The organism is Flavobacterium crassostreae (genome assembly GCF_001831475.1).
GTDB classification, from domain to species: domain Bacteria; phylum Bacteroidota; class Bacteroidia; order Flavobacteriales; family Flavobacteriaceae; genus Flavobacterium; species Flavobacterium crassostreae.
In genome coordinates, this window is record NZ_CP017688.1 from 1,553,374 (window position 1) to 1,577,340 (window position 23,967).

Annotated in this window: 26 protein-coding genes; 11 read left to right on the forward strand and 15 right to left on the reverse strand. The window is 35.5% G+C overall.

Annotation, left to right across the window (positions count from 1 at the left end):
• The first annotated feature begins 212 nt into the window (after positions 1-212).
• Positions 213-626 (forward strand): OsmC family peroxiredoxin, encoded by a 414-nt coding sequence (locus LB076_RS06970; protein WP_066334693.1) that lies wholly within the window; start codon positions 213-215, stop codon positions 624-626.
• An 89-nt stretch (positions 627-715) separates the two neighbouring features.
• On the opposite strand, the gene cysM is transcribed toward LB076_RS06970, so the two are convergent.
• From cysM to LB076_RS06985, 3 genes are all read right to left on the reverse strand, one after another.
• The gene (gene cysM, locus LB076_RS06975; protein ID WP_066334696.1) at positions 716-1,603 is read right to left on the reverse strand and encodes a cysteine synthase CysM; all 888 of its coding nucleotides are present in this window, start codon (positions 1,601-1,603) and stop codon (positions 716-718) included.
• 2 nt (positions 1,604-1,605) lie between these two features.
• On the reverse strand, positions 1,606-2,397 hold the full coding sequence (gene epsC / locus LB076_RS06980; protein ID WP_066334805.1) for a serine O-acetyltransferase EpsC: 792 nt from the start codon (positions 2,395-2,397) through the stop codon (positions 1,606-1,608).
• 197 nt (positions 2,398-2,594) lie between these two features.
• On the reverse strand, positions 2,595-2,873 hold the full coding sequence (locus LB076_RS06985; protein ID WP_066334698.1) for a DUF2752 domain-containing protein: 279 nt from the start codon (positions 2,871-2,873) through the stop codon (positions 2,595-2,597).
• Positions 2,874-2,978: 105 nt separating this feature from the next.
• Here LB076_RS06985 and LB076_RS06990 point away from each other — a divergent pair, with 105 nt between their 5' ends.
• Positions 2,979-3,161, forward strand: coding sequence for a hypothetical protein (locus tag LB076_RS06990; protein ID WP_066334701.1), 183 nt, complete (start codon positions 2,979-2,981; stop codon positions 3,159-3,161).
• Positions 3,154-3,708, forward strand: a complete 555-nt coding sequence (locus LB076_RS06995) for a Smr/MutS family protein (RefSeq protein ID WP_066334702.1) — start codon at positions 3,154-3,156, stop codon at positions 3,706-3,708. Before LB076_RS06990 ends, LB076_RS06995 begins: the two co-directional genes overlap by 8 nt.
• Positions 3,709-3,796: 88 nt before the next feature.
• Here LB076_RS06995 and LB076_RS07000 read toward each other — a convergent pair whose 3' ends face one another.
• Positions 3,797-4,765 carry a hypothetical protein gene (locus LB076_RS07000; protein WP_066334704.1) on the reverse strand — a complete coding sequence of 323 codons (969 nt, stop codon included), beginning with the start codon at positions 4,763-4,765 and terminating at the stop codon, positions 3,797-3,799.
• An 87-nt stretch (positions 4,766-4,852) separates the two neighbouring features.
• Here LB076_RS07000 and LB076_RS07005 point away from each other — a divergent pair, with 87 nt between their 5' ends.
• The gene (locus tag LB076_RS07005; RefSeq protein WP_066334707.1) at positions 4,853-5,977 is read left to right on the forward strand and encodes a cysteine desulfurase family protein; all 1,125 of its coding nucleotides are present in this window, start codon (positions 4,853-4,855) and stop codon (positions 5,975-5,977) included.
• Positions 5,978-6,263: 286 nt separating this feature from the next.
• Here LB076_RS07005 and LB076_RS07010 read toward each other — a convergent pair whose 3' ends face one another.
• The 4 genes from LB076_RS07010 to LB076_RS07025 all read right to left on the reverse strand — a co-directional run bounded on the left by LB076_RS07010 (position 6,264) and on the right by LB076_RS07025 (position 9,245).
• Positions 6,264-6,713: a sensor of ECF-type sigma factor gene (locus LB076_RS07010; RefSeq protein WP_066334807.1), complete on the reverse strand. Its 450-nt coding sequence runs from the start codon at positions 6,711-6,713 to the stop codon at positions 6,264-6,266.
• Positions 6,714-6,762: 49 nt separating this feature from the next.
• On the reverse strand, positions 6,763-7,194 hold the full coding sequence (locus LB076_RS07015; protein WP_066334710.1) for a hypothetical protein: 432 nt from the start codon (positions 7,192-7,194) through the stop codon (positions 6,763-6,765).
• Positions 7,195-7,227: 33 nt separating this feature from the next.
• Positions 7,228-7,725 carry an RNA polymerase sigma factor gene (locus LB076_RS07020; RefSeq protein WP_486599208.1) on the reverse strand — a complete coding sequence of 166 codons (498 nt, stop codon included), beginning with the start codon at positions 7,723-7,725 and terminating at the stop codon, positions 7,228-7,230.
• A gap of 113 nt (positions 7,726-7,838) precedes the next feature.
• Positions 7,839-9,245: an SRPBCC family protein gene (locus LB076_RS07025; protein WP_066334719.1), complete on the reverse strand. Its 1,407-nt coding sequence runs from the start codon at positions 9,243-9,245 to the stop codon at positions 7,839-7,841.
• Between the two features lie 404 nt (positions 9,246-9,649).
• On the opposite strand from LB076_RS07025, the gene LB076_RS07035 reads away from it, so the two are divergent.
• A complete protein-coding gene (locus tag LB076_RS07035; protein WP_066334723.1) occupies positions 9,650-10,030 on the forward strand; it encodes a pyrophosphohydrolase domain-containing protein in 381 nt (126 codons plus the stop codon).
• A 63-nt stretch (positions 10,031-10,093) separates the two neighbouring features.
• Here the strand turns inward: LB076_RS07035 and LB076_RS07040 are convergent, their stop codons facing one another.
• Entirely contained in the window at positions 10,094-11,161 is a 1,068-nt protein-coding gene (locus LB076_RS07040; RefSeq protein WP_066334725.1) for a branched-chain amino acid aminotransferase, read from the reverse strand.
• A gap of 310 nt (positions 11,162-11,471) precedes the next feature.
• On the opposite strand from LB076_RS07040, the gene mnmC2 reads away from it, so the two are divergent.
• Together mnmC2 and LB076_RS07050 are read left to right on the forward strand one after the other, a co-directional pair.
• Positions 11,472-12,137 carry a tRNA (5-methylaminomethyl-2-thiouridine)(34)-methyltransferase MnmC2 gene (mnmC2, locus tag LB076_RS07045; RefSeq protein ID WP_066334733.1) on the forward strand — a complete coding sequence of 222 codons (666 nt, stop codon included), beginning with the start codon at positions 11,472-11,474 and terminating at the stop codon, positions 12,135-12,137.
• Positions 12,138-12,300: 163 nt separating this feature from the next.
• The gene (locus LB076_RS07050) at positions 12,301-12,498 is read left to right on the forward strand and encodes a hypothetical protein (RefSeq protein WP_066334735.1); all 198 of its coding nucleotides are present in this window, start codon (positions 12,301-12,303) and stop codon (positions 12,496-12,498) included.
• Between the two features lie 113 nt (positions 12,499-12,611).
• Here the strand turns inward: LB076_RS07050 and LB076_RS07055 are convergent, their stop codons facing one another.
• A complete protein-coding gene (locus tag LB076_RS07055; protein WP_066334736.1) occupies positions 12,612-13,559 on the reverse strand; it encodes a LysR substrate-binding domain-containing protein in 948 nt (315 codons plus the stop codon).
• 93 nt (positions 13,560-13,652) lie between these two features.
• Between LB076_RS07055 and LB076_RS07060 the strand changes: the two genes are divergently transcribed.
• The 3 genes from LB076_RS07060 to can all read left to right on the forward strand — a co-directional run bounded on the left by LB076_RS07060 (position 13,653) and on the right by can (position 17,034).
• Complete coding sequence (locus LB076_RS07060) at positions 13,653-14,126, forward strand: Dps family protein (protein ID WP_066334738.1); 474 nt, start codon at positions 13,653-13,655, stop codon at positions 14,124-14,126.
• A gap of 526 nt (positions 14,127-14,652) precedes the next feature.
• Entirely contained in the window at positions 14,653-16,311 is a 1,659-nt protein-coding gene (locus LB076_RS07070) for a SulP family inorganic anion transporter (RefSeq protein WP_066334752.1), read from the forward strand.
• 87 nt (positions 16,312-16,398) lie between these two features.
• The gene (can, locus tag LB076_RS07075) at positions 16,399-17,034 is read left to right on the forward strand and encodes a carbonate dehydratase (protein ID WP_066334754.1); all 636 of its coding nucleotides are present in this window, start codon (positions 16,399-16,401) and stop codon (positions 17,032-17,034) included.
• Here can and LB076_RS07080 read toward each other — a convergent pair.
• The gene (locus tag LB076_RS07080) at positions 17,031-17,999 is read right to left on the reverse strand and encodes a sodium-dependent bicarbonate transport family permease (protein ID WP_066334756.1); all 969 of its coding nucleotides are present in this window, start codon (positions 17,997-17,999) and stop codon (positions 17,031-17,033) included. The genes can and LB076_RS07080 overlap by 4 nt on opposite strands.
• Before the next feature lie 94 nt (positions 18,000-18,093).
• Here LB076_RS07080 and LB076_RS07085 point away from each other — a divergent pair, with 94 nt between their 5' ends.
• Positions 18,094-19,017, forward strand: coding sequence for a LysR family transcriptional regulator (locus LB076_RS07085; RefSeq protein WP_066334763.1), 924 nt, complete (start codon positions 18,094-18,096; stop codon positions 19,015-19,017).
• Here the strand turns inward: LB076_RS07085 and LB076_RS07090 are convergent.
• The 4 genes from LB076_RS07090 to LB076_RS07105 all read right to left on the reverse strand — a co-directional run bounded on the left by LB076_RS07090 (position 19,014) and on the right by LB076_RS07105 (position 23,939).
• The gene (locus LB076_RS07090; RefSeq protein WP_066334766.1) at positions 19,014-20,210 is read right to left on the reverse strand and encodes an LETM1-related biofilm-associated protein; all 1,197 of its coding nucleotides are present in this window, start codon (positions 20,208-20,210) and stop codon (positions 19,014-19,016) included. The two genes, LB076_RS07085 and LB076_RS07090, sit on opposite strands and share 4 nt — an antisense overlap.
• A gap of 292 nt (positions 20,211-20,502) precedes the next feature.
• On the reverse strand, positions 20,503-22,293 hold the full coding sequence (locus LB076_RS07095) for an acyl-CoA dehydrogenase family protein (protein WP_066334769.1): 1,791 nt from the start codon (positions 22,291-22,293) through the stop codon (positions 20,503-20,505).
• Positions 22,294-22,325: 32 nt separating this feature from the next.
• Complete coding sequence (locus tag LB076_RS07100; protein ID WP_066334771.1) at positions 22,326-22,691, reverse strand: four helix bundle protein; 366 nt, start codon at positions 22,689-22,691, stop codon at positions 22,326-22,328.
• Positions 22,692-22,757: 66 nt separating this feature from the next.
• On the reverse strand, positions 22,758-23,939 hold the full coding sequence (locus LB076_RS07105) for an acetyl-CoA C-acyltransferase (protein WP_066334774.1): 1,182 nt from the start codon (positions 23,937-23,939) through the stop codon (positions 22,758-22,760).
• Positions 23,940-23,967 lie beyond the last annotated feature (28 nt).

Genomic DNA, 23,967 nt, shown 5'->3' on the forward strand with positions numbered 1-23,967 from the left:
GCAGTTTTGCTTGTAACAAATTTAACAATTAAAGCGGGATAAATTGCAACTATTTTTTAACAATTAGGGTCTAATAGTCTCCATTAAAGAGTTTTATGCTAAAGATAAAAAGGTGTTTTACGGCAATATTTTAAAGTTAAGTTAAAAAGGGTTTATGGGCAATGTTCTGGTTAGTAATGTTTTAAATTTGAGTAACCTTAAAAAAAACAATTATGAAAAGAAATGCAACCGCAATTTGGAATGGCTCTCTTAAAGAAGGAGCAGGAAATCTAAGTACGCAAAGTACTGTCTTACAACAAACGCCATATTCTTTTAAATCCAGATTTGAGACCGGAGTGGGGACTAACCCAGAAGAATTAATTGCAGCAGCGCATGCAGGCTGTTTTACCATGCAATTAACGGCTTATATTGTAGAGGCCGGACACGAAGTAGAAAGTATAGAAACAAAATGTGATATTGATTTTCAAGAAGGCAGTGTTGTGGGGTCTCACTTGAGCGTCCATGCTAAAATAAAAGCGATGGATAGCGCTGGTTTTCAAGAATTGGTTACCAAAGCCGAAAAAAACTGCCCAATTTCTAAATTATTAGCTACTAAGATAACTTCTGCAGCTACTTTGGTTGGATAATTTTATAGTATCAAAAGTATTCTAAACTAGGTATTTGCTCCCAAGTAAGTCCAGTTTAGAATACTTCTGTTTTATAATCCTAAAGAAGATCAATCAAATAAATCCGAAGACAAGTACCGATCTCCTCGGTCACAAATAATAGCTACAATAACTCCAGACTCAATCTCTTGTGCCATTTTTAGTGCAGCAACTACAGAGCCTCCGCTGCTCATGCCAGCAAAGATACCTTCTTCGAGGGCTAAGCGTTTGGTCATTTGGCGGGCTTCTTGTTCTGTAACTTCGATCAGACGGTCTACTTTTGAGGCATCAAAAATTTTGGGTAAATATTCTTGGGGCCATTTTCTAATACCCGGAATTTGGGACCCATCACTAGGTTGTGCCCCTATTATTTGCACCCTCGGATTTTGTTCTTTTAAATACGTTGAGGTACCCATAATGGTTCCTGTAGTTCCCATGGCCGATACAAAATGAGTCACTTTGCCCTTGGTGTCTTTCCATATTTCGGGGCCTGTGGTTTTGTAATGGGCTTTCCAGTTATCCTCATTTGCAAACTGGTTTAGCATTACATAACCTCCTTGTGCTACTTTGTTGTCGGCATAATCTCTGGATCCTAAAATACCTTCTTTGGCAGGAGTAAGGGTTACGGTTGCTCCATAAGCCCGCATGGTTTGTATGCGTTCTTTGGTGGCATCTTCGGGCATTATTAACTCTATGTTGAGGTTAAATAAAGAGGCAATCATTGCTAGGGCTATTCCAGTATTTCCGCTGGTTGCTTCAATTAAGGCATCTCCTTTTTTAATATCTCCTCTTTCTAAGGCTGCAGCAATCATGTTGTAGGCTGCTCTGTCTTTTACACTGCCTCCAGGATTATTGCCTTCTAATTTTAATAACAAAGTAATGTTTTTGTTTTGTACTAAACTAGTAGTTTTTACCAAAGGGGTATTTCCTATGAGTTGCAGTATTTTTTTGGGTTTCATATCTATCGGATCTCTTTTATTTTCACTTCAGTGGTGGTGGTATTTAGCACCATAGATTTGGCAGGAATGGATTTTGTAACCCAGGCATTTCCGCCAATAATACTTTTTTTACCTATAGTAGTAGTACCTCCCAGGATAGTAGCATTGGCATAAATGCAAACCTCTTCCTCTACTGTGGGGTGTCTTTTTGCGTTTTTCATTTCTTTGCTCACACTCAAAGCTCCTAAGGTAACGCCTTGATAAATTTTGACGTTTTTGTGAATAACGGTAGTTTCGCCAATTACAATTCCGGTAGCATGGTCTATAAAAAAGGGAGAGGCTATATCTGCTCCAGCATGTATATCGGTACCTGTTATTCTGTGGGCGTACTCACTCATCAATCTAGAAAATAAAAGCAAATCTAGTTGGTACAATACATGGCTAAGTCTATAAATAGCAATGGCATAAAAACCAGGATAGGCCAAGTAAACTTCTTCAATACTGTTTGATGCAGGGTCATTCTCTAAGATATAATGGGCGTCTTTTTTGAGTTTTTCAAGAACCGATGGTAGCTCTTCTAGAAAAGAATCCCAGAGTGTCTCGCAGCTTCTTTGTGGTTTTTTGCAAGCCAATACTGCTATTTCTTTAAAGCTTTTTTCTAAACCATCAATACTCTGATTTAAAGGAGCGTTACTGTCAAATAAAGTATAAAATAGTTGTTCGGTAAAAGCTTCGGTTTTAGTCTTTATTCCGTAATTGATGCAAGTATGGTTTTTTAAAGCACTAATATTTTGGATAATCTGCTCTTTCGTCACGATTATGAAATTGAAATTATTAATAAATAAGGCATAAATAAACAAAACTAATAACGTACAAAAGCAAATGTATTAAAAAAAAACACCGTCTATTTTCTGCTTGCACAAAGCAGCACTACTGTTGTTAGTATATAAAGTATACAAAGGTATTGAACTATTTTGGATTTTAGTAGGGGTATACGCAACAAGCTCTTTTTTTAATAATAACGATACAGATATCCCAAAAACACGCAAGCGCCATTTATACCTGCCAACACCAGTATGGTTTTTTGAGAGAAAATCCCTTTATAAACCATAGAAATCCCGAGGCAGCTTAAAAATACTAATGTAGTATAAATGGCTGGATACATTCGGAACGATGCAGCAAATTCGCCTTGTATAAAAAGCAAAAATGCACGCTGAAAACCACAGCCTAAGCAGGCAACGCCAAAGAGTTTTTTGGTCCAACAGGGGATCATGTATTTTTCTAGATTCATATGGAGACCTTATAGTTAGGATAACAAAAAAAATACACGAAAGCCATTTGTTAGTTAACCTAGCTATTTTAAATTTGTTACTTTTGACACTTGATAGATAAAGATATGAAAAAAATTATAATTCCTATAATGATTTTGGCCATTGTGGTTGCTTTTTATGAACAAGTGAGTACTCCCAAGAATGTCTACGTTACGGTAGCTGCTATTGCCATTTTTATGTTTGGAATGATGCAATTAAGTGCCAAAACACCAAGTAAAAACCAAAATAAAGAAGATAAAGATGTTTAATAAAGGCGATACTGTTTCGGTACTTGACGAAGCAATAAATGGGATTGTTCTTGCAACAAATGGCAATCAGGTTACTATAGAAACCGAGGACGGATTTACTATGAATTTTACAGACAAAGAGCTTCTTAAAGTCAGTAATTCTAACAATTTGTTAGACACTATCCAAAGGATTAATGTAGACGAAATTGCCAAAGAAAAAGCCATCCCTAAACCCCGAAGTTTTGTCAAAGAACGCAAAGACAAACACGAAGGAGGGGTTCCAGAATTTGATTTACACATAGAAAAACTTGTTAAAAATAAACAAGGCATGTCTAATTATGATATTTTGACCTTGCAGGCAGATACCGCCAAGAGACATATTGAATTTGCCATACGCAACCGTATTCCAAAAATTGTTTTTATACATGGAGTAGGAGAGGGCGTGCTAAAGGCAGAGTTGGATTTTTTATTAGGGCGCTATGATTCTATTGATTTTAAAGAGGCAAATTATCAAAAATACGGACAAGGTGCCACAGAAGTATATATCAAACAAAATAACAAACAGTAATTTTAGATCCCAAAAAAAAGCCGTTTTGTAGCATTACAAAACGGCTTTTTTAAATATCACAACCCCAGTACGGGGGTTAAGATTCGCTTTATTTGCTTGTATAGAGCACGCCATAAGCATAGCGGTCCCCCAACGAAAAACTATAGTTATCTCTACCCAAAGTAGCTTTTTTAATTACAATAGTGTGTTTATAGCTATTAGCGCCATAGGTAGTGGTGGTTACCTCAATTATTCCGTTTTGATTAGTGGTACCTGGCAGCGCATTCCACTCTTGTTTAACAGCAGGAATGCTAGGAGTATTCGCATTACAAAAATAAGTTTCGGTTACTAAATCCGAAAACAAGCGGTAGGTTAATTTGTTTTGAGTGGTGCCTATAATCCCTACTCTTGGAGTGTTTATTGCAGTAACTTCATTTTTTATTAATGTTGGATCTATATCCAGTATAAAAGCTTCGCTAGTATTAAACGCATAAATAATATTAGAAGTGCTGCATTTATGTAAGGGCTTTGTTGGGTCAAACTTAAATCCCAATGGTGTGGCAGTGGTTTTATAATCTCCAAAATTAAAATTTTCATAAACCTGTTTGCCTCCAGAGGTTTTTGTGAAAGTGATGTTTTTAAAAACAATGTTATGGTTGTACCCTGTTATTCTACTACTATTTTCAGTTTCATTGACCGTTATAGTAGCAGCTTTAGTAATTACAATAGATCCGTTAGTACCGTCCCACTGATCTATAACATTGGGAGTTGCAGGAGGGATTGTTTCGCAAATAGTATTGGTAGCTAAGTTTCCGTTGTAAAAACGATATACAACACGGTTGCTTCCACTGATGGGCAAAATGGTTGTGGTTTCTTTGGCGTCTTCGTTGGTAAATATAGCTTTTGGAACCTCTAGCAACAAGGCTTCTTTATCTTTTAATTTATAAAGAATATTGTTGTTACTACAACTTAGTGTGGTTTTTATATCTTCAAAAGAAATGTCTTCTTGGATCAAATCCCCATCGTCACAGCTGTTTACAAACAGAGCAAAAACCAATAGGGCGAGTACTTTTTTCATGGTAAGTTTTATTTGTTACAAAAATAACCAAAAAAATGACAATTGATAAACAACCATACATAATTGATATTTACTAACTTTGCCATAATGAAAAAAGTATACCTCGATAATGCAGCAACAACAGCCATAAGACCCGAAGTTATTCAAGAAATGACAAAAGTAATGGCTGCAGATTTTGGTAATCCATCGTCAACACACGGTTTTGGACGCCAAGCAAAAAACATAGTAGAACTATCCCGTAAAACCATAGCCAAGACATTTAATGTTGCAGCACAAGAAATTATATTTACTTCGGGCGGTACCGAAGCAGATAATTGGATCTTGAGATCCGCAATAAAAGACCTCAAGGTTTCTAGAATCATTACCAGTAAGATAGAGCATCATGCCGTTTTGCACCCAGTATTGCTATTGCAAAAAGAGTTTGGTATACAGGTAGATTATGTAGCCATAAAACCCGATGGATCCGTGGATCTAACCAATTTAGTAGAATTATTGCAAAATCCAGCCAAAACCTTGGTGAGTTTAATGCATGTAAATAATGAAGTAGGTACGGTTTTGGACTTAGAGCGAGTGGCACAAATTTGCAAAGAACACGCTGTTTTGTTTCATTCAGACACCGTACAATCTATTGGAAAATTGCCTTTGGATTTACAAAAAATTCCGATAGATTTTATTGTAGCCAGTGCGCATAAATTTCATGGACCCAAAGGAGTAGGATTTGCCTTTGTCAGAAAAAACACAGCACTACAGCCGCTGTTTTATGGAGGCGAACAAGAAAAAGGATTGCGTGCCGGAACCGAAGCAGTCCACCAAATTGCAGGTATGGCTAAAGCCTTGACAATTTCGTATGCCAATCTGGAGCAAGAGCGTCTGTCTATATCCGAAATAAAAAACTATTTGATAGAACAGTTGCAAAACACGTTTCCGGACTTTAAGATCAATGGAAATCCAGATGGCTTTTATACTCTATTGAATGTTTTATTGCCTTTTTCGGCAGATAAGACAGCGATGTTATTATTCTATTTAGACATGAAAGGAATTGCAGTATCCAGAGGAAGCGCTTGTCAGAGTGGTAGTGTTAGGCCATCACATGTTTTGGCAGAAATGCTCTCTATAGAAGACTTAAGCAAGCCAAGTATTCGGATTTCTTTAAGTCATTATAACACTAAAGAAGATGTGGACCTCCTCCTAGAAGCCTTAAAAACGGTCTAATAAATACCTAGCACAACACCAACAAAACACAAGTGTTAACAAAAATTTTTTGAATTAAATTTGGTTGTCCAATTGTGTATTTTAACCCAAACTGCAAAAGTTTTAGATCTCAAAATGCAACTAATTTTGCGTCAAGCAGAAAACAATATAGGTTCGGTTTTTATTCCTGAGAGCACTATGCGGTGCGCACAGAAAGTATAAATTCGGAAATTATAAAATCAGTATTTACCAAATTCCAGAACCAATCCCATTGCGGCAATCCTTTTTATTAAAGCCTAAAAAGGGACTATTTCTTGGCTCTATATTGTCGCAAAAGCTTTCGGTTAAAATCTTCTTCAGATTTTTTTAGTTTTAATATTTTTATAGCCGGAAGTATTTGTTTTAAATCGGTTTGGTATTTTTTGCGTAAGCGGTACAATTCTTCTTCTGAACTTTCTATTTTATCTAACAAAAGTAAAGCTTCTTTTTCGGACAATTTGTTTAAAGCAGTAGCGTTAATTTCGTTTTTGCAGACCTTCATTTTTTGGTGTCTAATTTCAAATTGTTGTTGGTCAAAAGCGTTATAAACTGGCCAGAACTGGTTTGCTTCTTTTGGACTTAGATCCAATTCGGAGGTCAGAAAAGCAATTTTTAAGGCATGTATTTGTTGTTTTTTGTTTTTCATACTTTCCTGCTGGCCGTAAAAGCTAACAGAACCCAGTAAAAAGAATAGGGAGAGTATCTTGGATAGTTTCATTTTGTTGGTTTTAAAAGTCTTAGCGGCTGCATACATAAGTAAAGGGATATTATTCTAATAGGTAATTTTCTAGATTGTCATTATATAATAAGGTTTCTTCGAGAGTTTGGGTCTCTAACGGCAAAGCAATACTGGTTGTTAGCTGTTGCAAATCTTGTAGATCTAAGCCATGGATTAGATCGTATTGGGTCAGGCTACTTTGGTAGTAGATGTAGTTTTCTAAAGTAATTGATTCTGGCGGTGCAGGATTGTCGGTAGTGGATTGGAGTACTAATGGAATTAGTAAAGCAAGTACTACTACTGCGGCAACAAATGCGAATACGTGTTTTTTGTTTGCATAAAATGAAACTACCCTTGTTTTACTGCTTTTATTTGGAGGTAATTTGGGAGTAATTTTTGCCGCAAAATCTTCAAAATAATTTTCGGGCACAGAAAATCCTGTTTTTATTTTAGAGACTTGGTTTAGTTTAAATTCTTTCATAACATCTATTGGACTTCAAAAGCGATAAAGGGTTTAATTGGTAGTTACAAAATGTTCAATTTTTTTGACGGCATGGTGGTAAGATGCTTTTAGCGCTCCTACCGAAGTGCCTAATATATCTGCTATTTCGTGGTATTTAAGTTCTTCAAAATATTTCATTTTAAAAACCAATTGCTGTTTTTCTGGAAGTGTAGCAATTGCTTGAAAGAGTTTGATTTTAATAGCATCTCCATCAAAATAGGTATCTGCCTTGAGAGTGCTAATGGCTCTTTCTTGAATACATTGGGTAGTGGTGCCGTTTTTTTTGGCTTTTTGTTTCAAAAAAGTAAGGGCTTCGTTGGTGGCAATACGGTACATCCAAGAAAAAAGTTTGCTATCTCCTTTAAATTTTTGAATGTTTTGAAACACTTTTATAAAGGTATTCTGTAGCACATCATCGGTGTCTTGATGCTGAAGTACAATGGTTCGGATGTGGTTATAGAGCGGTTTTTGATATAAAAGCACCAGTTTTTGAAATGCTTCATTTTGCATTTTACGATCCAGTAATTCTTTTATAAATGCTTCTTCTTCTAACAAAGTATTGTTTTTAATTACTTTAGAATAGAATTTTTAAAAAAGGTTTAATCCCGTTAGGTTAAAAAAATCTAAAATTCAAATTCATCGTCTGCACTCATCGGAACTTCTGGCTCTTCTTTTTTGGGAGTAGTTGGTTTTACAACCTTTTCGGACTCTTTTTTAGGGACTACTTTTGGAGCAGGTTTTGGAGTTGGTTTTGGGATTCTTTTTGGAGCAACAGAAGGGGTTGTTATTGTTTTAGGGACTCCAGTATTTGTAACAGCAGGTTTTGTAGCTGTGGGTTTTGTAACTGTGGGTTTTGTAACAGGCGCCTCGGTAGTTGGCACTGCCTCTTGTTCAGAACTGGTAGGGGCGTAGTAGCTAGGTTCTACAGTAATTTCTTGGATAGGCAACGGAATATATACCTCTGTGGTCCATTTAGAGGGAGCTTTATTTTCTTTGGAGGTAGTAGTATAAACCTCAATATGGGATACCTGCGCATCTTGTACTAATTTATTTTGATTTAAATAAGCCAAGGCTTTGTTGTAGGCTGTTTTAGTATGCGAATGGTCTCCTGTCAAAGTGGCTTTTACTGCTTCAAAAGAACCTAGTTTAGAAGATACTAAGTCACTGCCTTCGCTGATAAAAATTTCTTTTTGGATAGGCAAGCAAATAGTAATGTTTGCCAATTGGGTTTGCAAATCATAACTATTATAGATTATAAAAGGTTTGCCGCTGGTGGTAATGCCATTTTGTTCACAAAAACTAGTGATTTTTGGAATCACAATCTTGAAATTTTTGTTGATTTTTGCAATTTCAGAAGTAAATCTTTGGCCTATATAATAGCGCATTGGTTGGTGTGCTAAGCCATCTACTTTTACAGAATAGTTGTTGATCTCGTAATCTAATTGCTGGTCTAAATTCTCGAGGCTTTTTTCGTACATGCTACCAATTACTCGGTCTACGCCACCATTTAGAGCGGTATAAACCTTAAAGGCAAAATTCATGTTTCCTTTGATCCTCCAGGTTACTTTGGTTCCTTTTGGAGTTTCTTTAAAGGTCCAATAAACTAAAGATGGCGATCCGTTAAAGTCCATCTTTTGAGCAATACTATCGTTTTCTTTGGTGTATAAGGTTTGTATCCTTCCATCGCCATCTTTGGACTCCCAAGTATAAAAGGCACCTTTACCAATAGTGTTTTCAGGAAAAACGTTCTTTATTTCTGGATCTTTTTTAATCCAAGAACCAAAATCGACCCAATTTTTATAATCATTTACATAGCTAAAAACAGCTTCTTTAGGAGAGTTAATCACTTTACTTCTTTCTACCTCAAAATCACCTTTTTGCGTAGCAATAAAAATAGACAATGCTACTAAACTTAGTAGTGCTAAAAGAAATAAGTATTTTAAAATTCTCATGATAAAGGGGTTGATTTCTGAGGTAAAGTTATTAATAAACGATACCAATGTAGTAAAAATAGCATTTTTTTTTGGCATTATAGAAAGCGCTCTATTAAAAATAACTCTAAGCTGGAAGCTTTGCTCCTTCAATAGCCTTGGTTTGTTTTAAATTCTGTCCTTAAGACTAGTGCTCTTTACTAAGTGCGGCTTATAACCATACAACCAAATAATTACCGTTTAGAAAGTATTTTGATCAAAAATAAGATGCCAATAAAGAACAAAAATCCCAATAGTATTTTATAATTCCCTTTATAAAATTTTTTATGAATTTTTATATCCTTTCTGTAAGCAATACTAATTGCAATAACAAATGTGATAAAAAAGCAACCCGCAAAAAGCAATTGTCCTTGACTAAACATAATTAAATAATTTTAAGCAAATTTAGGTAATTGTTTAATAATAGTTACTAATTTGCTGTTTCATTTCTTAATAAATACGTTATGCAAAAACAAATAGAAGGCGTCACGAGGTTTCATCAAGCTTTTAGAGTTGGATTTAGTAAGTATCCAGTGGCGGATTTAGATCCTGCACAAAAAAAATTGCGCTATGCTTTAATGCAAGAAGAGAACCAAGAATATTTGCAAGCCGCTAACAAAAATGATTTAGTGGGGATTGCGGATGCTCTAGGAGATATGTTGTACATTTTGTGTGGAACCATTATTACTCATGGGTTGCAAGATAAAATAGAAGCCATATTTGAAGAAATACAGCGCAGTAATATGAGCAAACTAAACACCAATGGTGAGCCTATCTATAGAGAAGATGGTAAGGTGTTGAAAGGACCTAATTATTCTAAACCAGACTTTTCTAAAATAATATAGTATTGGTATAAAACCCCAAAAGGAGGCAGTGTAAATTGCCTCCTTTTGGAATTATAAAATTGGTTATACTTTCACGGTCCAGCCAAAACTGTCTTCGGCAAGTTTGTTTTGTATGTTGGTTAGTTTTTCTTTTAATAAAGAAGCATAAGAATTTTCTGTCTTAGGCAATTCGTAATAAACCTCTTGGTACGAAAATCCAGCAATAGGATTTACAACAGCAGCGGTACCTGCACCAAAAATTTCTTTTAAAGAGCCATCTTTGGCGGCAGCAACAAGCTCGGACACCAAAACAGGGCGCACACTAACAGCAATGCCTTCTTTCTGGGCTATTTCGATTAAGCTTTTTCGGGTAATACCATCTAAAATTCGTTCGCTTGTTGGCGCGGTAAACAAGGTATCGTTGATTCTAAAAAACACATTCATGGTTCCTGCCTCTTCAAGCATAGTATGGGTAGCATCGTCTGTCCAAATTACTTGTTGAAAACCTGCTTGGTTAGCCAAACTAGTTGGATAGAATTGTGCAGCATAGTTACCAGCAGCTTTTGCAGCACCAATACCTCCGTTGGCTGCTCTACTATAATGCTCTGCAATAAGTACTTTTACTTCGCCAGAATAATATGCTTTTGCTGGAGATAAAAGAATCATAAATTTATAATTATCGGATGGGCTTGCCATAACACCGCTGCCAGTAGCAATCATAAAAGGACGGATATATAAAGAGTTACCTAGTCCTTTTTTTATCCAAGCTTGATCTAGTTTTAATAACTCGTTTAAGCCTTCCATAAAAATAGTTTCGGGCACCTCTGGCATGGCCATACGGACTGCAGACTTATTAAATCGCTTGTAATTTTCGTCGGGTCTAAAAAGCCAGATACTATCGTTGGTATCTTTGTAGGCTTTCATGCCTTCAAAAACAGCTTGGCCATAATGAAATACGCGTGCAGACGGATCTAATAAAAAAGGCGCATAAGGTTTAATGGTAGGCGTTTGCCAAGCTCCTTGGATGTAATCACATTCAAATAAATGGTCTGTAAAAACAGAACCAAAAGTTACGTTATCAAAATCTACTTCATTTATTTTAGATGAAGCTGCTTTTAAAATTTGAATTTGTTGATTTTGAGAGGTACTCATAATTATAATTTTATTTGTTTCGTTTTGAGAGGATTGCTATGGCTTAAACACAAAATTAGGGGTGCTTTATAACCCATTATATTTTTGGCAAAATTAAATAAAAATCAGTAAAATACGTACTAAAACCATTATTTATTAGAGGTTTAAATCATGGATTTGTGTATCTGTTAATAAATTAAATTAAAATAGTATTTTTATGTAAAAAATATAATTTTTATGGGCTTATTTTAAACAATGTCTATTTGTTTTTGATTAATTTTGACCTTGTCTTAATTAAATAGAGCATACAAAAAACGATAAAAACAGTATTTTGAAAAGAGAAATCATACAAACCTTAGATGGTTCTACCACCATACATTTGCCAGAATGGGAAGAATGTTACCATTCTAAACATGGAGCCATACAAGAAGCCCAGCATGTATTTATTAAAAATGGGTTGTCTTTATTTAAGAATAAAGAAGTTGCTATTCTAGAAATAGGTTTTGGTACGGGATTAAATGCCTTTATAACTTTTTTAGAAAGCCAAAATTACAACCAATCCATCCAATACACCGGAGTGGAGGCATACCCAATATCTGCAACAGAATTAAGCGGCATGAATTATGCCGATGCATTAGATGCTGGAGCCAGTAAACCAGTATATCTAGAGATGCATGGCTGTTCCTGGGAAACCCCAAACGCTATAGGCAACCACTTTAATTTAACTAAGCGCAAACAGTTTTTTGCAGATATTACGGATCTAGATTGCTATGATTTAATCTATTTTGATGCTTTTGGGTATAGAGTACAGCCAGAATTATGGAGCACTGCCATTTTTAAAAAAATGTATGAAGCCTTAAAAGACAATGGCGTATTGGTGACCTATGCAGCTAGAGGAGTCGTAAAAAGAAGCATGATTGAAGTTGGTTTTGTAGTAGAAAAATTAGCAGGCCCACCAGGTAAAAGAGAAATGTTTAGAGCAACCAAAGTAGTGTAGTTTAAGTTTTTGAGTGTTTAGGGTTTTGATTGTAAGTATTTTACGATTATAAAATCAAATATTAATCTAAAATTTACGTTAAAGTAGAAGGATGCCCTTTTTTAAAACTGTATTTTTACCGTAGTAGAAGATCAAAATAATAACCCAAAATTCGTATTTTATTATGTCTAGAATAATGTTTGATTATACCAAATCTATATTAGAACGAGTGAGTTTTGATCCGTTTCTTTTTTGTAAAGAATTAGAAAAAGCCGTCAGAACCTTATTGCCATACGAAATTGACCAACTACAAGAATGGTTGTTTGATTTTACCACCGAAAAACCAGAATTAAAGCAATGTTTGCTAATCCTAAATTCGTAAAATAAATACAAACAGAAATCCGTTTTTTTAGGTTTGTATTTATTTATACCTAGTTCAAAACCAGATTAATTGGTTTTATATCGGGTGCATACTTCGGTATTGTAGGCAAGCATTTATTTTTTGTTTTTGGCCAAAGGACTAATAATTTCAATGTTTTGAAAAACAATAGCTCCCTTAATTATTCCGGCAATAGTGGTTCTTAGAGCGTCAATAATGTGTATTTTGAGCTCGCTTTTAGCAAACAACAAGCTGACTTCTCTTGCGGGTTTGGGTTCTTTAAAATGTCTTAATTTTAATTTATCCGATTCTTTTAAGTCCAAAGTATGCAAATAAGGCAATAAAGTAGTGCCTAAGCCTTCGTTGGCCAATTTTACTAAAGTCTCAAAACTGCCACTCTCTATTTGAAAATGAGAAAACTCTTTTTTAGGATTGTTTTTGCACAAATTTAAAATTCCGTCTCTAAAACAATGCCCATCTTGGAGTAATAAAATTTCATTCAAATCCAAGTCTGCTACCTCTATTTCCTTCTTTGGATAATCCCTGTGTCCTTCGGGGATATAGGCCATAAAAGGTTCGAAATACAAAACAATTTCTTTAATGTTTTCTTCCTGCAAAGGTGTAGCCGCTATTGCAGCATCCAGATGTCCATTGTTTAATTTTAGGATAATATCTTCCGTATTTAACTCCTCGATAATTAATTTTACTTTAGGGTATTTTTTGATAAAAGTATTTAAAAACATCGGCAATAAGGTAGGCATAATGGTAGGGATAATTCCGAGTCTAAACTCGCCGCCAACAAACCCTTTTTGTTGTTCTACAATATCTTGTATTCTATCGGCCTCATTGACAATATTTTTGGCTTGATTGACAATTTTTTGACCAATATCCGTTAGCTGTATCGGTTTTTTGGTTCTATCAAAAATCAAAATACTTAATTCATCTTCAATTTTTTGGATCTGCATACTCAAAGTAGGCTGGGTCACAAAACATTTCTCTGCAGCTAGCGTAAAATTCTTATACTCCGCTACGGCAAGTACATATTTAAGTTGCGTGATTGTCATCTATAGTTTTTTATGATGCAAATATAAAAACAATCCATTTGATTGGGGTATATTTTGGGTTTAGTTGCCTAAATTTGTGTAAAACTACAAACTATGAAAACAACAATTTTAGGTTTACCCGCAAAAGAGAACGCACAATTAATTACAGAATTAAACACTTTGTTATCCAGCTTTCAGGTTTATTACCAAAATTTAAGAGGAATTCATTGGAATATTAGAGGAAAACGTTTTTTTGATTTACATATAAAATTTGAAGAGCTGTATAATGATGCACAATTAAAAATTGATAGCATTGCAGAACGGGTGCTCACCCTTGGAGGAACTCCTTTGCATACTTTTGAAGCCTATATAGCCCACAACCAAGTAACCGTTGGCAAAGATGTTTCTAAAGACGAAAAAGCAATCCAATTAATTGTAGCTTCTTTAACCACATTATTAAAAATTGAGCGCACTATTTTAGAACAATCTGGAGCCATTGCTGACGAAGGAACAAATGCGATGATGAGTGATTTTATAGCAGAACAAGAAAAAACAATATGGATGATGCATGCTTGGTTAGAAGAATAGCATAATTTTAACACATGTAAACACCAGATTGTTATGTATTTAATGGTCTGGTGTTTTTTTATAGTGTTAAATTTATATAAAATTAGTTAAACAATGTTTTGATTTTAGGAGTTATAGTATATTTTTGTTAGAATGAAAATAATCTCGTGCGCATTTTTATTCTTGTTTCTAGCTTTTTTAGCTACACCTCCTCTTGTTACAATAATAGAAAAATCCTGTGATACGTCCATTTTTTTCAGTATTTCTGAAGAAGAACATACCCAAAAAGAAATTAAAGTTTTTACCCTTCACAATGAGGTGCAAGTAGGATTCTTGACCACAAAGCACCAGCATTGTAGCTTAATACTCTCAGAGAATTTATCCAAACACGATAAAATTACTCCTATCATATTCTCGCCACCTCCCAATTTATCGTAATATCCTTGATTACATTTTTGTAAAAAAAACAAAAAACAAAAAACAAAAAACAAAAAACAAAGACTGTATTTATATGCAGCAACATTTTATCGATAAATAGTATTACGTTATGACAAAAAAAATAAATCTTTTTGCTAACCTAAAATCCGATTTTGCGTCTGGTTTAGTGGTTTTTTTGGTGGCGCTACCCTTGTGTTTAGGAATTGCAATGGCTTCTGGAGCTCCCTTGTTTTCAGGGATTATTTCAGGAGTAATTGGAGGTATAGTAGTAGGATATTTAAGTAAATCCCACCTTAGTGTGTCTGGACCTGCTGCGGGTTTAACCGCAATTATATTGACCGCCATTACTGATTTTGGCGCCTTTGACATCTTTTTGACGGCAGTATTAATAGCCGGATTTGTGCAATTAGCATTAGGCTTTATAAAAGCCGGAAGCATCTCTAACTACTTTCCGACCAACGTTATTGAAGGAATGTTGGCAGGTATTGGAGTAATTATTATCCTAAAACAACTCCCGCATGCCTTTGGTTATGATGCAGATTTTGAAGGAGACCAATCTTTTATAGAGCCCAACGGAGGCAACTCGTTTAGCTCTTTGTTAGAAATTTTTAACCACGTACAACTAGGAGCCATTGTAATAACTGTAGTTTCGTTGGTTATTCTTATATCTTGGGATAAAGTACCCTTCTTGAAAAAATTAAAACTAATTCCGGGAGCCTTAATTGCGGTAGTTTCTGGAATTGTATTAAATGAAATTTTTATCAGCACAGGAAGTTCTTTAGCAATAAACAGTGCACATTTGGTTTCTTTGCCAGTGCCAACTAGTTTTGAGGAGCTCAAATCCATTGTGGTTACACCTAATTTTTCAGGATTTACAAACCCTAAAGTATGGGTTGTAGGGTTAACGATTGCTATAGTTGCTTCTATCGAGACGTTATTATGCATTGAGGCCTCTGACCGAATGGACGCCCAAAAAAGATATACCGATACCAATGTAGAACTCAAGGCCCAAGGTATTGGTAACATTATTAGTGCTCTAATTGGTGGATTGCCTATGACCTCTGTTGTGGTGCGAACCTCGGCTAATAATGCCGCTGGTGCTAAATCTAAAATGTCTTCAATAATCCATGGGGTGTTATTGCTTATAAGTGTATTGGCAATACCGGTAATTCTGAATAAAATCCCGTTGGCTACTTTAGCTACCATTTTAATTCTGGTAGGTTATAAGTTAGCTAAGCCAGCAACATTTGTACATTTTTGGAACAAAGGAAAGTACCAATTTATTCCCTTTGTGGCCACATTAATAGCTGTAGTAACCACAGATTTATTAAAAGGGGTAATGCTAGGGATTGTTATTAGCATTATTTTTATATTAAAAGGAAATCTTAAAAGAGCCTATAGTTTTAAAAAAGAAGCCTACGTAGATGGAGATATCATCCATATAGATTTAGCTCAAGAGGTTTCGTTTTTAAACAAAGCAGCCATTAAAAGCACCTTAAATGACATTCCAGAAAACACAAAAGTAATTATCCATGCGCACGACACCGTATATATAGCGCATGATATTTTGGATTTAATAAAAGAATTTAAAAACACCCGAGCCAAAGAAGACAACATTGATGTAAAATTAAAGGGGTTTAAGAAAGAATACGACTTAGAGAACTCTCCAGATGCAGCCAACCACGTTACTTTTGAACATTATTACGATGTAGCCAAAAGAGAAATGGTTAAAAAAGGAACTGCCCCAAAAGAGGTTATTAAAAAATAAGACCACCATCGGGTTTATTGCCAGGTATGCTTTTTCTGGTTAGGATCTTGATGGGTATAAAAAAATAACATATAAAATTTAAAAAACATGAGTGATTTTTATAAAAAGATTTTAGATAATAACAAAGAATGGGTAGAAAACGCTTTAGCCAAAGACCCTAACTTTTTTGCAGATTTAGCCAAAGGACAAACTCCACCATTATTATGGATTGGTTGTTCAGATAGTAGAGTTCCTGCTAATGAGATCATTGGAGCCAAACCAGGAGAGGTGTTTGTGCATAGAAATATTGCAAACATGGTAGTACATTCTGACATGAATATGCTAAGCGTTCTGGATTATGCCGTAAACGTTCTAAAGGTAAAACACGTTATTGTATGTGGTCATTATGGCTGTGGTGGTATAAAAGCAGCCATGGGCAACCAATCTATCGGAATTATAGATAACTGGATACGCCATATCAAAGACGTATATCGTTTGCATAATAAATACTTGGACTCTATCGAAGATGAAACCGAGCGTTTCAATACTTTTGTAGAAATCAATATCAAAGAACAGGTTTTTGACTTATCCAAAACATCCATTGTACAATCTGCTTGGAAAAATGGGCAAGATTTAAGCATACATGGTTGGGTTTATGGATTAAATTCCGGATTTGTAACAGATCTAAACGTAAATATTAGTTCTAACCTAGATCTAGACGAAGTATTTCAGTTACAGTTCTAACCACAACTTCCCATTATAAGAGAATAATAAATAGGCATTCCTAAAGTTATATTAAATGGAAATGTAATTGCCAACGCCATTGGCAAATACAAACCTGGATTGGCTTTAGGAACGGCTATTTTTAGCGCCGCAGGAACCGCAATGTATGAGGCGCTAGACGCTAAGATTGCCAATATAAAACGGTCTCCAATAGCATCCGTAACCACAGCACTAGCAAAGGCAACCACACAGCCATTTAGTAACGGAATAACTATTGCAAAAAGTACTGCAAACCAGCCACTTTTGATAAAATCCTGTAATTTTCGGCCGCTTATAATACCCATATCTAATAAGAATATGGACAAAAATCCCTTGAACATATCGGTAGTAAAAGGCTTAATACCCATGGCTTGCTCTTCGCTTGCCAAAAAACCAATTACTAAACTCCCCAAGATTAACAACACACTCCCGTTGGTAAAAGAATGTTTTACCAAGGAGGATATGGATGTTTTGGATTCAGATTGTTTATTAAACACACGGATTAAAATAACCCCAACCACAATGGCAGGAGCCTCCATTAATGCCATGACTGCTACCATGTGTCCACTAAAACTTTGGTTTTGAATTTCCAGAAAACTAGCTGCTGTAACAAAAGTCACTGCACTAACTGACCCATAAGCCGCAGCAATTGCTCCCGAGTCAAAAGGGCTGAATTTTCGTCTCAAAATAAAATAAGAATAGAAAGGTATTGCAGTTGCGATAAAAATTCCAAATAAAATAGACCATACAATCTCTAAGGTAAATACACTATGTGCCAATTCTTGCCCGCCTTTAAACCCGATAGAAAACAGAAGGTACAACGCTATAAATTTAGACGAGTTTGGCGGTATTTCTAAATCGCTCTTTAGCCTTACAGCGATAATACCCAATAAAAAAAATAGTAATGCTGGGTTGGTTAGATTCTCTAAAAGTAAATTTAAATTCATTGTTGCGGTTGTTGGTTATATTGTTTTGCAAATTTCCGTAATACAATTCATATATTTTTATTTATATTTGTAATGATATATATAAAATATTTTTATGAATTATACCTTGCATCAATTACAGGTTTTCTTTAAAGTAACACAAACCAAAAGCATTACCAAAGCAGCAGAAGAACTCCATTTGTCGCAACCTGCGGTATCGATTCAGTTACGAAATTTTCAGGATCAATTTGATATTCCGCTAACAGAAATTATCGGAAGACAGCTATATGTTACTGATTTTGGAAAAGAAATAGCTTTGGCAGCAAACACTATTTTAAACGAAGTACATGCCATAAATTATAAAACAATGGCCTTCAAGGGGCAGTTGTCTGGTTGTTTAAAACTAGCTGTAGTTTCTACAGGAAAATATGTAATTCCGTATTTTTTGTCCGATTTTTTAAAATTGAATAGAGCGGTAGAGCTGGAGATGGATGTAAATAATAAAACAAAAGTGGTAAAGGCTTTAAAAAACAACGAGGTAGATTTTGCATTTGTATCTGTGGTTCCCAAAGACATTGCAATTGAAAGCGAGGTTTTATTACAAAACAAGTTGGTGTTGGTAGGCAATAATTCCGTAGAAATAGACACTAAAAACAAGGTGTCCGATTTGCTTTTTACGACACCTTTATTATTTAGAGAAGCGGGTTCTGCTACCAGAATGGCAATGGAAGACTATGTTAGTAAACATAAAATTCAATCTAAGATGGCAATTCAACTCACCTCCAATGAAGCAGTCAAACAAGCCATTATTGCGGGTTTAGGGATTTCGATTATGCCAATTATTGGTCTCAAAAATGAATTAGACAATAAGCAATTAAAAACGATACCTAGTGCGGGTTTGCCAATTATAACCAACTGGAGACTCATTTGGTTAAAAGGTAAAAAAAGGAGCCCAGTAGCTAGTGCTTTTTTAGAATTTATACGCAAAGAAAAAGATTTGATCTCTACAAATACGTTTTCTTGGATGTCTAATTACTAATCTTCCAAATTTTCATTAAAAGCAGAAGGAAGCATCTTTGGGATAAATTTAATTAAAATAGGGAGCAACAAGCTGCCGCCCGGTAGCAAAAAAATAGTCAAAGAAGGTACGGATTTACAGATATCTAATACTTGTTTTTTTATCTTTTTTTTCTCGGATGGATCTAAATCTCTTGTGGTAGAGGCTGCCAGAAGTACCATTAACTCTTTACTTTGTACAATCTCTTTGTAGAGTCTGTTTTTGTTTCGGGTTATTAAAGTAATGACACTTTGTGTTGTTTGGTCATAAAAATGTTTAACCGGATTGGAGTAGTTAAAATACGGAATTTCATTTTTATGTTTGGTTATAAATGCATCGGTACTTTCAATGCTATTGCTTACAAAGGGATCTGGCACTGCGAGTAATTCGGCCAATTTATGCAAAAAGTAAACTTCTTCGTTTTCTATTTTTCCATCAGACCATAATGCCATTCCTGCCATGTCAATCAGGTAGTATTTTTCAAGAACAGAACCAAAATAATCCAGATGCAATTCTTCAAGATTCTGAACGCTTACCTTCGAAAATTTGCTATATCGAACCGAGGCTTCAAAAAGTTTAATCAATAAGTCATCATAGTTAGATTTTTGTGATTTGGTTTTTAATGCCAATGACACCAAGCTAATCACGGCCTCTTCCATTTTTTTTAAATATTTTTCTGGAATATGTCCCTCTAATAAATAGTGTCTAAAAGCCAACACATCAACAAACAACAACGCATTGGTTACAATATGCGAAAAATTTTTGCTAATAATATCTATATTAGTCTGAACACGCTCATGGATTAATTTTTCTAAATTTAAAGAGGAGCTATTGGTTGGTAATACTTTTTTTAACAAATTAAAGCCTTGCGGATTCATTTGGTTATAAAAATCAAAAGCCTGGTTTATAAAATTTTCCGTGTCTTCGTTGCCAAGTGTTAGTTGGTATAGCGTGTAAAGAGTATTGAGTAATGCTACTTTGGGTTTTTCGTTTTGTACCCATCCTTTGGTCTCTATGGCTGTGTTGGTTTCGAACGAAATTATATGACCATAAATAAAACCAGTTTCTCTAATTTTTAGATAATATGCGTCTGGATTGCTAAATACCGTTTGTGGAACCGTTTTTTGCATCAAGAAATACTTGTCTATCCAGCCCGGTGCTGATGGATTAATCATAGTGAATTATTAAGACTACAAAGCTATCTTTTTTTACGACTTTGTAGATTAATTTAAAATTAAATAAGACCTTTCTTTGTATAAATCAACGCTACGCTTTAGAGTTGCGGAGCATTATTTTTTACAGATTCAGGAGTTGTTTTGTGTTTAGCGTTTTTTGTTACTAAAAAAATTTTTTTTAGGATACAAAGATACCAATTTAGACTTTTTTTTATACATACAAAAACAGCAGTCATTCAAAATGACTGCTGTTTTTAACAACTAATAAAGCAATTATAAACTATCTTTTTGCTTAAAAGCAATAGGCGTTTTCGGCCACTAATTTAGAGGTGATGGTTTCTCTCAAAGCAACTACATTAGGCATAGTGGTATATTTTGTAAAACGTCTCAATCCCATAAGCATCATGCGCTGCTCATCTCCTTCTACAAACGAAATAATTGCTTCTTTACCTTTTTGGGTAACAATATCTACTGCTTGATACAAGTACAATCGTGCCATTGCAATTTGTTCTTGTACGTTGTCTTGGCCTTCTTTTTTGGCTAATTTTTCAGATCTAAGGATCGTGCTTTCGGCCATATAAATTTCAATTAACATATCTGAGGCTGCCATCAAAATTTGTTGGTGTGCTTCTAGGTCGGTACCAAATTTTTGAACAGCACTACCAGCAACCATCAAGAAAGCTTTTTTCAATTTTACGATCATGTCTTTCTCTTCGGCAAATAATTCCGAGAAATCTGGTGTGTCAAACGAAGGTATTCCCAGTAGTTCTTCGCCAACCTTAGTTGCAGGCCCTAATAAATCTACATGTCCCTTCATGGCTTTTTTAATCAACATGCCTACAGATAGCATGCGGTTGATTTCGTTGGTACCTTCGTAAATACGTGCAATACGCGCATCTCTCCAAGCACTCTCCATTGGAGTGTCTTCTGAGAATCCCATTCCTCCAAAAATTTGGATGCCTTCGTCAGCACAAGCTTGAACATCTTCAGAAACAGCAACTTTTAGGATAGAACACTCAATGGCATATTCTTCTACTCCTTTTAGTTCTGCATCTTGATGTGTTGCTCCTTCGGCTTCGCGAGCAATAATTCTGTTTTCAATATCTTTTGCGGCTCTATATGTGGCACTTTCGCCAGCATAACAGTTGGTTGCCATTTCAGCCAATTTAGCACGAACTGCTCCAAATTGCGCAATTGCCGTATTAAATTGTATTCTTTCATTAGCATAAGCTGTAGCATTGGTAATTACTCTACGCTGCGCATCAAGGCAAGCAGCAGCTAGTTTAATACGGCCTACATTTAAAGCATTCATGGCAATTTTGAACCCGTTACCTCTTTCGGATAGCATGTTTTCGGCCGGAACTTTGGTTTCATTAAAGAAAACCTGACGAGTAGAAGAGGCTCTAATACCTAGTTTGTGCTCTTCTTCACCCATTGAAATTCCGTTGTCTTTGGTGTTTTCTACAATAAAACCAGTGATGTTTTTATCGTCACCAATACGTGCAAAAACAATAAATACGCTACAGAAACCTGCATTGGAAATCCACATTTTTTGCCCTGTGATAGAGTAGGTCTTTCCATCTTCAGATAAAACTGCTTTTGTTTTTCCGGAATTGGCGTCTGATCCAGCACCTGGTTCTGTTAAGCAATATGCACCAAACCATTCTCCTGAAGCTAGTTTGGGCACGTATTTTTGTTTTTGCTCTTCGGTTCCATACAAAGTTATTGGCATGGTACCAATACCAGTGTGTGCTCCAAATGCAGTCGAGAAGGATCCTGTTGCTCCAGAGATGTAGTCACAAACTAAAACGGTGTTTACAAATCCCATTCCCATTCCGCCATAGGCTTCTGGAACGGCTACGCTCAAAAAACCTAAGTCACCTGCTTTACGCATAGTTTCTTCGGTTAGGGCATAATCTTTCTTTTCAAAACGGTCCTTATTAGGCCATAATTCTTTGTCTACAAACTCTTTTACAGAGTCACGCATCATTAATTGTTCTTCGTTGAAGTCTTCTGGGGTGAAGATGTCTTCACACTTGGTTTCTTTTACAAGGAATTGTCCTCCTCTAGTTACGTTGCTCATTTTTTTTGTTTTTTAGATAAAAGATGAAAGAGTCAAGAAGAAAGACTAGTGTCTAACTTAGTAATGAACCCTGTAGTCATCTTTTGAAATTCAATTATTTTGTTTTCTATTTCTTCAGTTTTATCTTTTGATAAATATTGATTTTGATAAGCGATCAATAATTGAGTTTGCAATTCAAACGAAGAGCCTAAACTAATATTCAAGTAATGTTGAAAATGTTTATTACTTCTATTTGAACCTTCTGCAATATTTGATGGCATCGAGACAGCAGAACGATTCATTTGACTTATTAACCCATACACCTCGTTATTTGGAAAATTTAAACATAACTTATGTATGTCAGAAGTAATTTCCATCGATAAAACCCATATTTTTAAGTTCTTAAAGTTATGTCTCATTTATCTATAAGGTTTCGTTCCAATAAAACATCTTGTCTCTTGCTTCTTGCTTCTATATTCTCTACTCTACATCAACTCATACACCCCAGCACTTCCTTGACCTGTACCTACGCACATGGTTACAATTCCGTATTTGTTACCGCGGCGTTTCATTTCGTCAAACAACTGAACAGAAAGTTTAGCACCCGTGCACCCTAGTGGGTGGCCTAAGGCAATAGCGCCTCCGTTTACATTGATAATATCTGGATTTAAATCCAACTCTCGGATCACGGCTAAAGATTGAGAAGCAAAAGCTTCGTTCAATTCGATTAGCTCGATATCATTAATGGATAAACCGGCTTGTTTCAATACTTTTGGAATTGCTTTTACTGGTCCGATACCCATAATCCTAGGTTCAACACCTGAAGAGGCAAAATTTACTAATCTTGCAATTGGCTCTAGGTTCAATTCTTTTACCATTTCTTCGCTCATCACCAGTACAAAAGCAGCACCATCACTCATTTGTGAAGAGTTACCCGCTGTTACACTTCCGCCAGCTTCAAAAACAGGTCTTAGTCCTGCTAAAGCTTCCTTAGAAGTTCCGGCTCTTGGTCCTTCATCTTTGTTCACAATATACGATTTAGTTTCTTTTTTGCCGTTTTCGTTCAAGAACGTTTGTTCTACTGTAATAGGAACAATTTGTTGGTCAAATTTACCTTCCGCTTGCGCTTTCAAGGCTTTCATGTGTGAGTTATAAGCAAACTCATCTTGATCTTCTCTTGAAACGTTAAACTGTTGAGCTACTGCTTCGGCGGTTAAACCCATTCCCCAGTAGTAGTCTTCGTTTCCTGCTTTTGCAACCGCATAATCCGGAGTTGGTTTGTATCCTCCCATCGGAATAAAACTCATACTCTCAGCACCACCTGCAATAATGCAGTGTGCCATTCCGGATTGAATTTTGGCTGTAGCCATACCAATGGTTTCTAAACCAGATGCACAGTAACGGTTTACGGTTACTCCAGGAACATCCTCTACTTTCAATCCCATCAAAGAGATCAAACGAGCAACGTTAAGTCCTTGTTCTGCCTCAGGCATCGCGTTTCCGACCATAACGTCGTCAATACGGGTTTTGTCAAAATCAGGCAATTCATTCATCATAAATTCGATGGTTTCTGCGGCTAATTCATCCGGTCTTTTAAATCTAAAAACTCCTTTTGGTGCTTTACCAACTGCTGTTCTGTATGCTTTTACTATATAGGCTGTTTTCATATTTTTTCTTTTAGAGATTTTTAGAAGA